The organism is Bilophila sp. T19-St14 (assembly GCF_059728385.1).
In genome coordinates, this window is the sequence record NZ_BAAGFT010000001.1 from 1,766,336 (window position 1) to 1,779,783 (window position 13,448).

Genomic DNA, 13,448 nt, shown 5'->3' on the forward strand with positions numbered 1-13,448 from the left:
CCGGAGTTATCTGGCCCGCCATTTCCAACTTTAACGCTCAGAAAAAAAGAGGTAGTCCATGGGTTCCTTTGAAGATAGAAAGGCGACCGGAACCGTCTTCAATATCCAGAAATATTCCGTTCACGACGGTCCCGGCATCCGGACCATCGTCTTCCTGAAGGGCTGCCCCCTGTCGTGCAAATGGTGCAGTAACCCCGAATCCCAAGCCTCGCACCCGCAGGTCGCCTATAACAAGGGCCGCTGCATCGGATGCCATCGCTGCATCAAGGCCTGCCAGCACGACGCCATCACCGTCAACGAAGACGGCACGCTGACGCTCGACCGCAGCAAATGCGACGCCTGTAAGACGCTCGACTGCGCCCACGCCTGTCCCGCTCAGGGGATGATCATCTACGGCGAAAACAAAACCGTCGATCAGATCCTCAAGGAAGTGGAAAAGGACGCCCTGTTCTATGCCCGCTCCGGCGGCGGTATGACCCTTTCCGGCGGTGAGCCCCTCATGCACGCCGACATCGCTCTCCCGCTGCTCCGGGAGGCCCGCCATCGCCGCATCAAAACCGCCGTCGAAACCTGTGGCTGCGTTCCGTGGGAAACCCTCAAGGAAGCCGCCCAGTACCTCAACTATGTCCTGTTCGACGTCAAGCAGATGGACAGCGAAAAGCACCGTGAAGGCACCGGCGTCGGCAACGAGCTCATCCTCAGCAACCTCAAGAAGCTGATCACCGAGTTCCCCAACCTGCATGTCCAAGTACGTACGCCCGTCATTCCCGGTTTCAACGATAATGACGAATTTGCCCACGCCCTTGGCGAATTCCTCAAGGGCTATGAGAATGTCGGCTATGAAGCCCTGCCCTACCACCGTCTGGGAACCCAGAAGTACGACTTCCTGAGCCGCGAATACGCCATGGGCGATGTCAGCCTGCCCGACGGCGTCGCACAGCGCATCCAGCGGATCGTCGATGAAACCCGCGGCGCCGTGCCGGAAGAAAAATAGCTTCCGCCCCTCTCCCTTTGAAAAAGATGCCTCCGCCCGGTAAGCCGGGCGGGGGTTTTGTTTTTCTTGCCATCTTCCCGTCCCGTTTCCGCGCACACCTTGACGTTCTTGCGTGCAGGCACTAGCATGGGGGAATCAATTCCCCTGCAATCATTTTATTTCTCCCGCGATGCCTATGGAAAACGCTTCTATGAAGTCCCTTGCCCCCCATTTTGAAAGCATCCTCGACACCCTCTCCGATGGTGTCTTCATCAGCGACGTGGAGGGGACGACCCTGTTCGTCAACAAAATGTACGAAACCCTGACCGGGCTGCGGCAGGGGGAAATCCGGGGCAAAAACATCCGTACGCTTGTCCAGCAGGGGACGTTCGACAAAGTCGTCAATCCGCAGATCGTCGAGACCGGAAAACCGGCCACCCACGTCCAGCAGCTCGCCAACGGGAAACGCCTGGTTCTGACCGGGCATCCCGTTTTCGACGACAAGGGGCAGCTGTGCCTTGTCGTGACGTTTGCCCGCGACATCACCGTCCTGACCCAGCTTCAGGAGGAGATGACCGCCCAGAAGAAACTCATTGAGCAGTTCCACGACCGCCTCGCCTTCCTTGCCCGCGAACAGACCCGCGAACTCGTCCCCGTCTTTGAAAGCCGCGAAATGAAAGAGGTCATGAGCCTTGTGGAACGGTTCGCCAGTTCCGACGCCACGGTGCTCATCCTCGGCGAAACGGGCGTCGGCAAGGACGTGGTGGCCCGCCTCACGCACGAGCTCAGCCCGCGCAAGGAAAAGATGTTCCTCAAGGTGGATTGCGGCGGCATTTCCGAAAGCCTCACCGAATCGGAGCTCTTCGGCTACATGCCGGGGGCCTTTACCGGAGCGGGCAACAAGGGCAAGAGCGGCTATTTTGAAATGGCCGACGGCGGTACGGTATTTCTCGACGAAATCGGCGAACTGAGCCTTGCCATGCAGACCCGCCTGCTCCGCGTGCTTCAGGACGGCGAGATCATGCGCGTGGGTTCCTCCAAGCCCCGCAAGGTCAACGTCCGCATCATCGCCGCCACGAACCGCAACCTTGCGGAACGCGTCGAAAAGGGCCTTTTCCGGCGCGATCTTTACTATCGCCTCAACGTGGCCGTAGTGAACATCCCGCCCCTGCGCGAGCGCCCCGACGACATCCAGCCCCTCGTGACGCATTTTCTGAACGTGTTCACCTCCAAGTACCGCAAGCACATGAACCTCACGCCCGGCCTCATGGAAGCCCTGCGCCAGTACTCGTGGCCCGGCAACGTGCGCGAGCTCCAGAACCTCATGCACAGCATCGTAATCACCAAGGATCACGGCCCGCTCTCCGTCAAGGACCTGCCCCGGCACATGACCGGCAACGAAAATGAGGAGCTGTTTTTCCCTGACGACGGCATCAACTATGAGCGCCCCCTCAAGGACATCATGGCCGACATCGAGCGCGGCATCCTCCGCAAGGCCCTCAAGGTGCATGGTTCCGTCCAGAAGGTTGCCGAAGTCTTCAAGGTCAACCGCAGTACCATTTTCAGGAAGCTGCATTCTGAGAAGGATGGAGGGGAATGAGAAATTGGAGGGGGGAAGGGGAAACTTTCTGGAGAAAGTTTCCCCTTCCCCCCTCCAAACCTCCCCCTTTCCTCTTCAAAGACTTTCGCAAATGGGACAGAATAAGGTTTTCGGGATCGCCGGGGGCTGTCCCTTGGCGGCAGTTTCCCGGAGGTGCCTTTTTCAACCCCACCACGGAGAAAGACATGAAACGATGTAGGATCACCGTCCTCAAGCGGCATTTTGATGAGGAACTGGCCAAGGAATACGGCTCCAAGGGGATCGGCAAGTGTCCGATGCTCAAGGAAGGGCAAATCTTTTACGCCGACTACGCCAAGCCGGACGGGTTCTGTGATGAGGCGTGGAAGGCTATCTATCAGTATGTTTTCGCCTTGGCGCACGGCAGCGGACAGTTTTATTACGGCGACTGGATCGAAAAGCCCGGCGTAGCCATATGCAGCTGCAACGACGGCCTGCGCCCCGTCATTTTCAAGGTTGAACGAACCGACGAAGAAGCGGCCATCAACTACATCCCGAATCACGATTAGGGCAGGCTTATTTTGAAACGGGAAAAAATTGGGGAGGGGGAGGGGAAATTTTCTGGAGAAAGTTTCCCCTCCCCAAACCCCACCCTCTCCTCTTCAAAGACTTTTGTGTTGGCTGTGTTATAAAAATGGTTGATGCTTTTTCCTTGAAGCTCCAAAGGGATAACCGGTAAAATGCCTTATCCGTGGCTCCTGCCAAGGGAAAAACCGGAGAAAAAGGCTGTATTTTTCACCTCACTGTGGAGATGAAACAACCACAATATAACAGAACCGTTGTGTTTATCGAATCCCTGCTCACAGCTTTTCTGGCGCAGATGGCCATTGGGCGGATGCCCTTTCACAGGGAAACAGGCGGCGCACTTTCAAGGCAAACGGCTCTGTTACAGCGTGCGTTGTTTTTATCCCAACAACCTAGTAACATACGGAATTTTTTTTTAATCTTCCGTTGGCGGGTTTTATGGGAATTGTATTTTAAAGGCTGTGTTATAGAAAATGGTTGATGCTTTTCTCCTTGAAGTTCCACAGGGATAACCGACAAAATGCCTTAGCCCTGTATTCCGCCAAGAGGAAAACCGAAGAAAAGGGCTGTATTTTCACAGCACTGTGGAGATGAAACAACCACAAACTATAACAGAGCCATTTTAAATCTATTTGCAACTAAAAAAAAGCCCTGTCATAGTATAGATTGCTTTTATTTCCGCATTGTGCTGAGAGTAGAGCCTTTTTCTCCAGTTTTCCCACCGATGGACTCCATGATTGGGGTATTTTATGGGGCATTTCTTTGGAATTTCAAGAAATAAAGTACCAAGCGCTTCCTATGACACAGCCAAAAAATAAAGACTCTGTCATAGGATGTGGTTGTTTCATCTCCACAGTATGGTGAAAATACAGCCTTTTTATCCGTTTTTTCGTTGGCTGTCTCCATAGCTGAGGCATTTTATTGGTTATTCTTTTGGAACTTCAAGAAATAAGGAACCATTTTCGCTGATGCAGCTCCAATAAATGCCAGCCAATTGCTGAAGCATAACCAAATAAAGAAAGGCTCTGTTAGAGTATTTGGTTGTTTTATTTCAGCAGCATACTGAAAATATATACCTTTCTCCAGTTTTTCCGCAGATGGACTCCATGATTGGGGCATTTTCTGGGTCATTCCTTTGGAATTTCAAGAAATAAAATACCAGCCGTTTCCTGTGACACGGCCTAAAGAAAAAACAAGGTCGTCCCAGCCTGCTTTCAGAGCATCCCAGCAACAGCACCCACTTCAATAAAGGTACTCCTGACGGGCTTGGAGCGAAAAGAAGCGGTTCCGTTTTCGGCTTTAGCCGGAGACGGAACCGCTTCTTTTCGCTTCGAGGGGGTCTTGGGGGGCATCATGCCCCCCAGCCCGCCGGGAGACATTTACTTCTTCAGGTTTTCAGCCAGCAGCTCGGCAATGTGCGTCACCTTGAGGCCCTTGCCGTCCTTCTCCGCGCCGCCGCGAATCTGAAGCACACAGCCGGGGCAGTCCATGACCACACGGGCCGCGCCGGTGTCCGCGATGCCGTCCAGCTTCTTGCGAAGCAGGGCAGCGGACACTTCGGGGAACTTGGCGGAGTAGGTGCCGCCAAAGCCGCAGCACACTTCCTCTTCTGCAGCCGGGACATAGTCGGCGGCGGCCGCAATGAGCTCGCGCGGGGCTTCCTTCACGCCAAGGCCACGGCAAAGGTGGCAGGAGGCGTGATAGGTAACCTTTTCGTCGCTGTGGTTGAAGCTTTCGGCATTCAGGCCGAGCTTTTCCTTGGCGAACGTGCTGAAGTCCATGACCTTGTCCGCAAGCGCCTTTGCGCGGGCCTGGCGGCCGGGCTGCCCGGCGAACAGCTCCACATAGCCTTCCTTGAGCTGCGAAGCACAGGAGGCGCAGAGGGTCAGGATGACATCGTAGTCGCCCTTTTCAAAGGCGTCCATGTTCTGGAGCGCCACGTCGCGGGCGGTTTCGCGCTGGCCCATCATCACCACGGGCAGGCCGCAGCAGGACTGATCCATCGGGAAGTCCACATGGATGTTATGGCCCTGCATGAGCTTTACGGCCGCTTCAAGCTGTTCGGGATACACGAAGTCCTGCACGCAGCCCGCAAAGATGGCCACACGCAGCGAGGGGTTCGCGGAGGCCGGACGATCCAGCTTTTCCCAACGATCGCGGAACGACTTGTCCGCGATGGCGGGCAGGGCGCGGAATTCGTTGTCCTTGGCGAACATGGAAGGCAGGTGGCGGATAAACTGCTCGCCGCCGGTAAGCGGCCTCTGGGCGTACTTGGCGAACTTCAGGAGCGAGTGGAACGCCTTGCGGTTCTTGAGGGTGGACGCCAGCAGGTTCATGGGCAGGCTGTTGCCGTCCTGCTCAATGTACCGCATACGGATTTCCTCGATCAAGCCGGGCAGGTCAATGCCCGCCGCGCAAACGCTCTTACAGGCCTGACAGTTCACGCAGTTCTGGACGAGCGCCTTGGCGCGGTCCTTGCCGTGGAACAGGTAGGTCAGGATGAGGCCGATGGCCCCGATGTAGATGTAGCCCATGCGGTGCCCACCCACGAGGCGGTACACGGGGCACACGTTGGCGCACGCGCCGCAGCGCACGCAGCGCAGGGCCTGCGACAGGACAGGGTCGTTGAGCACGGCTTTGCGGCCGTTGTCCACGAACACCACATGCATGCTCTTCTTGCCGTCGGGCGCGGAAGCCGTGGGCACGCCTCCGGCAATCCACGTAACGTAGGAGGTCAGATGCTGGCCCGTGGCGTTGCGCGGCAGCACGCGGAGGGTGGCCATCGCGTCGTCGAACGAGGGGATCAGCTTGTCGATGCCGCCCACCGCAACGTGCACGCGGGGCAGCGTGGTGACCATGCGGGCGTTGCCTTCATTGGTCACAAGGCCGATGGCGCCGGATTCGGCCACGGCGAAGTTCATGCCGGAAATGCCCATGTCGGCTTCGGCGAACTTGCGGCGCAGCTCACGGCGGGCCACACGCACGAGGCTGGTGATGTCTTCGGTCTGGTGCTTGCCGGTTTCCTTGGTGAAGGTGTCGGCAACCTGCGTGCGGGACAGGTGGATGGCGGGCATAACCATGTGGGAAGGCCCTTCATGGCGAAGCTGGATAATCCATTCCGCGAGGTCGGTTTCCACCACTTCCATGCCCTTGGCTTCAAGGGCCGTGTTGGTCTGGATTTCCTCGACGGTCATGGATTTGGACTTCACGACCATCTTACAGCCGTTGTCTTCCGCAATCTTGGCGATGATGCGGTTGGCTTCGGCGGCATCTCTGGCAAGATGCACCTGCACCCCGCGCTTTTCGGCCTCTGCCTTGAACTGCTTGAACAGTTCATCAAGATGCTTGACGGATTCGTCCTTGCGGGCGGCAACCTCGGCGATCAGCTCACGGTCGTTCAGGCCGGAGTAGATACGCTCGCGGCTGGCCCGGTAATCCACCGCGAACTTGTCCAGGGCGCGGCGCTGGAACGTATCCTCCAACGCGGCGGACAGGTCGGTACGGTAGCTTTTTATATCGCGTGCGGGTTCTTTCATATGGCAATCCTTATGGTAAATCGGTTGGGAAGCGGGTTCCCGTACGGAAATCAGTCATTAATGAGCACGGCATGCAGGTACAGCGGGCCGTGAACGCCCAGCGTCAGCACACGCTCGATGTCGGCGGTACGGCTCGGGCCGCTGATGAAGGCCAGAAATTCAGGTTCGGCCTTGCCGAAGAATTTCTGGAGCACCTCAGCGCCGTTTTCATTGCCGGGCAGGATGGTCGAACGGCGGATGAGCAGCACGCTCGTTTCCGGGAGCATGGTCGCCAGCCGGATGTCTTCATTGGTGCTCTCAACCACGCAGGTCCCCGTATCGGCAAGGCCGCACGCGGCCCACGCAATGCCGACTTCCATGCCGCCGGCGTATTCCCGCAGCCCCTCCTCAACCAAAACGAGGCCCTTCTCTTCGCACCCCTTACGGAGGAACTCGGCCTGCTCAGCGGGCAGGCCGGGCGCGGCGAGGATATTGCCCTTGCGTTCCGGCTCGGCACCCATGAGCTGCTCATGAGGCTCAGCGGCCTGACACAGTTCGAGGGCGTACTGCAAAGCCTCGTCCACCGACGCGACTTCCTTTACCGTAGCCGCAATGGCTATGGACCGTTGTTTCCAGAGTTCAGCAGGAGTCTGTTCCATTGTTTTTTCCTGGTTGCAGGTGATGCGGCCCCCGCCCCCGAACCCGGAGGCGGCCCCGCTACAAGAAGTGTTTCTCAATAGTATGTTTATTTTTTTGCGATTAGGCAAGCCCCCGCCTTCTTGTTCTTTTTTTCCAAAGGCAAAATCTGGGGAGGGGAGGAGGCCCCTTTCTGGAGAAAGGGGCCTCCTCCCCTCCCCAGCCCCCTCCCCTCTTCCCCCAAAGACTTTCACCTTTATCGAATCCTTATTCAACAGCGCAGGGGTTATTGAAAGTTTCTCCTCAGGCTATAGGCATAAATAAAAAGGTTTCCAATACAAGCCTTGTGGAAAAATGCCTTCTTTGAAGGGAAAAGAAGGCGTCTGAAAGGCCCTGTCATAAAATGTGATCGACTTATTTTTACAACACCATGAATATACACGGGTTTCTATGTTCTTCTCTTGAATGGTTCCATAGTTGGGAGAGTTCATTGATCAGGTATTTGGAATTTCAAGAAAGAAAATACCAGCCGATCCCTATAACACAACCTAAAAAACAAACTATCCCCCCTTTACTATAAGAACACCTTACAAAAAAACATGCTGGAAAAAACTGGGAGGCTTTCCTTTTCCCGAAGGAACGGACTCCCGCCGCGCAGCCTCCCCACCAGTCAAAATTTTTGCGGGCGGGGCCGGGGAGGATGCTTTTTATAAAAGGCTTCATCATGGCATGTGGTTATTCCATCTCCACAGTGCTGTAAAAATGCAGCCTTTTTATCCTGTTTTCCCCGTGGCGGAATCCACAGCTAACGTATTTTGTCGGTTATTCCCTTGGAGCTGCAAGGAAAAAAGCATCTACCATTTTCTATGATACAGCCTTCCTTTTCCCGCCGGAACGGACTCCCGCCGTACAGCCTCCCCGCCAGCCGAAATTTTTGCGGGTGGAGCCGGGGAGGGGCTTTTTATAAAAGGCTCCATCATGGCATGTGGTTGTTCCATCCCCACAGTGCTGTAAAAATACAGCCTTTTATCCTGTTTTCCCCGTGGCGGAATCCATAGCTGACGTATTTTGCCGGTTATTCCTTTGGAGCTGCAAGGAAAAAAGCATCTACCATTTTCTTATGATACAGCCTTCCTTTTCCCGCCGGAACGAACTCCTGCCGCGCAGCCTCCCCGCCAGCCGAAATTTTGCGGGTGGAGCCGGGGAGGGGGCTTTTTATAAAGGCTGTGTTTAAGTTTGTGGTTGATACAAGATTCCAACTGGAAAGGAAGAGTTCTTTGGAAATGATTTGGAGGTCACGCAACAATTCTTCAAAACTGGATTTCATGTAATGAACAAAAAATGAGAGAGGCCCACATCACTAGACGTGGAATGAGCTTTTATCTATTGATTTTCATTGAAAAAATCATCAACCGTAAAATTGAACACAGCCTTTATAAAAGACTCCATCATGGCATGTGGTTGTTCCATCCCCACAGTGCTGTGAAAATGCAGCCTTTTTATCCTGTTTTCCCCGTGGCGGAATCCACAGCTAACGTATTTTGCCGGTTATTCCTTTGAAACTGCAAGGAAAAAAACATCTACCATTTTCTATGCTATAGCCTTCCTTTTCCCGACGGAACGAACTCCCGCCGCGCAGCCTCCCCGCCAGCCGAAATTTTTGCGGGTGGAGCCGGGGAGGGGGCTTTTTATAAAAGGCTCCATCATGGCATGTGGTTGTTTCATCCCCACAGTGCTGTAAAAATACAGCCTTTTTATCCAGTTTTCCCCTTGGCGGAATCCACAGCTAACGTATTTTGCCGGTTATTCCTTTGAGGCTGCAAGAAAAAAGCATCTACCATTTTTTATGATACAGCCTTCCTTTTCCCGCCGGGACGGACTCCTGTCGCGCAGCCTCCCCACCAGTCAAAATTTTTGCGGGTGGGGGTCCGGGGGAGGGCGCTTTTTATAAAAAGCGCCCTCCCCCGGTTCTCCCCCACTCCCCCTATTCAATCCAGTTCGCGGCGCGGCCCACGGCGCGATGCCAGTTGTGGAGCAGCTCGGCGCGGCGGGCCTCGTCCATAGCGGGCTCGAAGCGGCGATCCAGCTTCCAGAGGGTGGATACCTCTTCCTCGCTGTCCCAGAAGCCGACGGCAAGCCCGGCGAGATAGGCCGCGCCGAGGGCCGTGGTCTCGGTGATCACGGGGCGCTCGACAGGCACGCCGAGCACGTTGGCCTGACACTGCATGAGCATGTTGTTGCGGCTGGCCCCGCCGTCCACCCGGAGCGTGGAAAGCGGCAGGCCCGAATCCTTTTTCATGCAGTCCATGATGTCCAGCGTCTGGAGCGCAATGGCTTCAATGGCGGCACGGGCGATATGGCCCCGGTTCACCCCACGCGTCAGCCCCACAAGAGTCCCACGGGCATACTGATCCCAGTAGGGTGCGCCCAGCCCGGCAAACGCGGGCACGAAAAACACCCCGCCGTTGTCCTCCACCGTGGAGGCAAGGGGCTCGATTTCGGCGGCGTCGCTGATGATCTGAAGGCCGTCGCGCAGCCACTGCACCACCGCACCGGCGATGAACACGCTGCCCTCAAGGGCGTAACGCAGGCCGGAACCGCAATCCCAGCCCACCGTGGCAAGCAGGTTGTTCTCGCTGCGCCGGGCTTCGGCCCCGGTGTTCATGAGAAGGAAGCACCCGGTTCCATAGGTGTTCTTCGCCATGCCCGGAAGCATGCAGGCATTGCCGTAGGCCGCGGCCTGCTGATCCCCGGCGTCGCCCGCCAGCGGCAGGCTGTGCCCAAGGAACTCAGGGTGCATGTGCCCCATGATCCCGGACGAGGGGACCACCTCAGGCAGCATGGAACGCGGCACGGAAAGCAGATCAAGCAGCTCGTCGTCCCAGTCCCCGGTGTGGATATTGAACATCAGGGTACGGCTGGCATTGGAGGGATCGGTCGCATGAACCGCGCCCTTGGTGAAATTCCAGATGAGCCACGAATCCACGGTTCCGAACAGCAGATCGCCCGCCTCGGCCTGCTCCCGTGCGCCGGGCACGTTTTCAAGAATCCAGCGGACTTTCGTGCCGGAAAAATAGGCGTCGAGCACGAGCCCCGTCTTTTCCGCGAACAGCCCGGCCTTCCCCTGTGCGCGCAGGCTGTCGCAGAAGCCGGCGGTACGCCGATCCTGCCAGACGATGGCGTTGCATACGGGCGCGCCGGTTCTGCGGTTCCAGACGATGGTGGTTTCGCGTTGGTTGGTGATGCCCACCGCCGCGACTTCAGAACCCGTAATGCCGGCCTGACGCAGGCATCTGGCGGCAACCGTAGACTGGCTGTCGAACAGTTCGTTGGGGTTGTGTTCCACCCAGCCGGGCTGGGGGTAGTGCTGCGTGAACTCCTGCTGTGCCATCTGGATGATGTTGCCGGAGCGGTCGAACAGGATGGCGCGGGAACTGGTCGTACCCTGATCGAGGGCAAGAATATAACGGCTCATGGGGACTCCTTGCACGTTCGATTTCAAAAGCTGATACATGGAAGATACAATCTTCCGGCGTCATGATAAAGGGATTTCCCAAGGGGCTGCGTTTTCCTGAAGCGGAAGAAACCGCAACGTGTGCCTTTGCAACAGAGCACGTTTCCTTATGAAACAGCAGCGGGACGCTGGAAATCTCGACAACTTTTTGCTTTCAGGCTATTTTGCCTTCAGATTTCCCTTTCCGGCAGAGGCCCTTTCCCTTTTCACGTTCAAACATTGTGATTGCAGAACCTTTTCAGGTCGTTTTCCATGCAGAAATACATTGATTTTCATACCTGTCCCCCCGTCCCGCTGGTCGTCGCCCACCGCGGCGCGCGCGGGCATGCCCCGGAAAACACGCTCACCGCGGCCGCCCTCGGCTATGCCGTTCAGGCCGATCTCTGGGAGCTCGACGCCAACTATACCAAAGACGGCAAGCTGGTGGTGATGCACGACGACACGCTCACCCGCACCACCGACGTGGAAACCGCCTTCCCCGGCCGCCCCTCCTACCGCGTGTGCGATTTCACGCTGGACGAGATCAAGAGCCTTGACGCCGGATCATGGTATGCCGGGCGCGATCAGTTCGGCCGCATCGCCGCCGGGGAGATCGACGACGACACGCTGAAACGCTTTGACGGCCTGACCGTCCCCACCCTTGAGGAAGCCCTTGCCTTCACCAAGGACAACGGCTGGTACGTCAACGTCGAGATCAAGAACCACGCGCACCTCATCGGTCACGAAACCGTAACAAAGGACGTGTTAGACCTCATCCGCCGCCTTGATATGGTGGATCAAGTCATCATTTCCTCGTTCCAGCACCGCTATCTGGAAGAATGCCGGGCCCTGTGCCCCGAAATGGCCACCGGCGCGCTGGTCGAGCACGTGCGCCCCGACGATCCGGTGGCATTGTGCCGCCGGCTTCAGGTCAATGCCTACCACCCGGATCAGCATATCCTCGCGCCCGGCGACCTTGCCGCGCTGCGCGATGCCGGATTCGCCGTCAACGTGTGGACAGTCAACGACATGGGCGAAGCCAAACGCCTCGCTGCCGAAGGCGCGACCGGCATCATTACCGACTTTCCGGCGGCCTGCCGCAAGGCGCTCGGAGAATGACGCACTGAATGAGGGAGGAGAGACTTTCTGGAGAAGGTTTTTCCTCCCTTTTCAAACTCCCCATACAGGGGAGCCCTGCTTGCCGGGCCCGTCCCGGCGGATGTTCCGGGGACTGGCCCCGGAGGGATACAACCGGACGGCTTCCGTCCGCCAATGTAGGAGAGCCTATGCGTTCCTTCCGTCTGATGGCCCTGCTGGCCATGTGTCTGATGTTGTTGGCCGCGCCTGCCCAAGCCAAGACCACCATTACCTTCTGGCACGGCATGGGTGGCGAACTCGGTGAAATCACCGACGAGATGATCAAGGAATTCAACGCGTCTCAGGACAAATACGAAGTCAAGGGCGTCTATAAGGGCAACTATGACGAAGCCATGACCGCCGCCATCGCCGCCTTCCGCGCCAAACAGCACCCCAACCTGATCCAGATTTTTGAAGTGGGCACCGCCAGCATGATGGCCGCCAAGGGCGCCGTCCGCCCCGTGTATGAAATCATGGAAGCCGCCGGGACCCCGGTGGACACCTCCAAGCTCCTCGGCTCCGTAGCCAGCTACTACTCCTCCACGGACGGCAAGCTCATCGCCATGCCCTTCAACGCCTCCACCACCGTCCTCTATTACAACAAGGACGCCGTGAAAAAGGCCGGCGGCGACCCCGAGCATTTCCCCACGACGTGGCCTGAAGTGGCCGAACTCGCCAAGAAGATCAAGGAATCCGGCGCGTGCAAGTATGGCTTCACCTCCGGCTGGCAGTCTTGGGTGCAGCTTGAGAGCTTCTCCGCGTGGCACAACGTCCCCTTCGCCACCAACAACAACGGCTATGACGGCCTTGATACGAAGCTCCTGTTCAACAGCCCCCTGCACGTCAAGCACATCGATTTCCTGTCCAAGCTCCAGAAGGACGGCGTGATGGTCTACGTGGGCCGCAAGTCCGAAGCCATCAACGCGTTCACCTCCGGCGAAGCCGGCATCCTCATGAACTCCTCCGGCTCCTACGCCGCCGTGAAGGCCGGCGCCAAGTTCCAGTGGGGCGTGGCGCTGCTCCCCTACTGGCCCGACGTGAAGGGCGCCCCCCAGAACACCGTGATCGGCGGCGCGGCCATCTGGGCCATGGCCGGACACTCCAAGGACGCCGAAAAGGGCTCCGCCGCGTTCCTGAACTACCTCCTCAAGCCTGAAGTGCAGGCCCGTTTCCACCAGCTCACCGGCTACGTGCCCGTCACCCTCGAAGGCTACGAGCTGACCAAGCAGCAGGGCTTCTACGACAAGAACCCCGGCACCGACATCGCCGTAAAGGCCCTTTCCGACAAGAAGCCCACCATCAACTCGCTGGGCCTGCGCCTCGGCAACTTCGTCCAGATCCGCAACATCATCGACGAAGAGCTCGAAGGCGTCTGGGCCGGAAAGAAGACCGCCAAGCAGGCGCTCGACGCCGCTGTGGAGCGCGGCAACGCCGAACTGGCGCGTTTTGCCAAGGCCAACAGGAAGTAGGCTGATCCGCAGCACAACGGGAGGGGCCCTGCCGGGCCTCCCCCGTTCTTTTTGGGGCGTCCGGCCTTTCCGCCGCACGGGA

General features: G+C 57.4%; 10 protein-coding genes. 6 read left to right on the top strand and 4 right to left on the bottom strand.

What is annotated here, in order from left to right; genetic code table 11:
* The first annotated feature begins 58 nt into the window (after window positions 1-58).
* The 4 genes from hpsH (at window position 59) to AC6I1V_RS07630 (ending at window position 3,597) form a co-directional block, all read left to right on the top strand.
* Window positions 59-994: a (2S)-3-sulfopropanediol dehydratase activating enzyme gene (gene hpsH / locus AC6I1V_RS07615; RefSeq protein ID WP_302552084.1), complete on the top strand. Its 936-nt coding sequence runs from the start codon at window positions 59-61 to the stop codon at window positions 992-994.
* Window positions 995-1,184: 190 nt separating this feature from the next.
* The gene (locus AC6I1V_RS07620) at window positions 1,185-2,573 is read left to right on the top strand and encodes a sigma-54 interaction domain-containing protein (protein WP_302552111.1); all 1,389 of its coding nucleotides are present in this window, start codon (window positions 1,185-1,187) and stop codon (window positions 2,571-2,573) included.
* A 185-nt stretch (window positions 2,574-2,758) separates the two neighbouring features.
* Window positions 2,759-3,100, top strand: a complete 342-nt coding sequence (locus AC6I1V_RS07625; RefSeq protein WP_486854059.1) for a TIGR04076 family protein — start codon at window positions 2,759-2,761, stop codon at window positions 3,098-3,100.
* 182 nt (window positions 3,101-3,282) lie between these two features.
* The gene (locus AC6I1V_RS07630) at window positions 3,283-3,597 is read left to right on the top strand and encodes a hypothetical protein (RefSeq protein WP_486854060.1); all 315 of its coding nucleotides are present in this window, start codon (window positions 3,283-3,285) and stop codon (window positions 3,595-3,597) included.
* Between the two features lie 898 nt (window positions 3,598-4,495).
* On the opposite strand, the gene ldhH is transcribed toward AC6I1V_RS07630, so the two are convergent.
* The 4 genes from ldhH to glpK form a co-directional block, all read right to left on the bottom strand.
* Window positions 4,496-6,652 carry an L-lactate dehydrogenase (quinone) large subunit LdhH gene (gene ldhH, locus AC6I1V_RS07635; protein ID WP_302554681.1) on the bottom strand — a complete coding sequence of 719 codons (2,157 nt, stop codon included), beginning with the start codon at window positions 6,650-6,652 and terminating at the stop codon, window positions 4,496-4,498.
* Window positions 6,653-6,702: 50 nt separating this feature from the next.
* A complete protein-coding gene (locus tag AC6I1V_RS07640) occupies window positions 6,703-7,290 on the bottom strand; it encodes a LutC/YkgG family protein (protein WP_302554682.1) in 588 nt (195 codons plus the stop codon).
* Between the two features lie 1,052 nt (window positions 7,291-8,342).
* Complete coding sequence (locus tag AC6I1V_RS07645; RefSeq protein WP_486854061.1) at window positions 8,343-8,594, bottom strand: hypothetical protein; 252 nt, start codon at window positions 8,592-8,594, stop codon at window positions 8,343-8,345.
* Window positions 8,595-9,251: 657 nt separating this feature from the next.
* Window positions 9,252-10,742, bottom strand: a complete 1,491-nt coding sequence (glpK, locus tag AC6I1V_RS07650) for a glycerol kinase GlpK (protein WP_486849987.1) — start codon at window positions 10,740-10,742, stop codon at window positions 9,252-9,254.
* A 291-nt stretch (window positions 10,743-11,033) separates the two neighbouring features.
* Between glpK and AC6I1V_RS07655 the strand changes: the two genes are divergently transcribed.
* Together AC6I1V_RS07655 and ugpB are read left to right on the top strand one after the other, a co-directional pair.
* Complete coding sequence (locus AC6I1V_RS07655) at window positions 11,034-11,879, top strand: glycerophosphodiester phosphodiesterase (protein WP_479859339.1); 846 nt, start codon at window positions 11,034-11,036, stop codon at window positions 11,877-11,879.
* A gap of 167 nt (window positions 11,880-12,046) precedes the next feature.
* Window positions 12,047-13,366, top strand: coding sequence for a sn-glycerol-3-phosphate ABC transporter substrate-binding protein UgpB (gene ugpB / locus AC6I1V_RS07660; protein ID WP_302553483.1), 1,320 nt, complete (start codon window positions 12,047-12,049; stop codon window positions 13,364-13,366).
* Window positions 13,367-13,448: the final 82 nt, after the last annotated feature.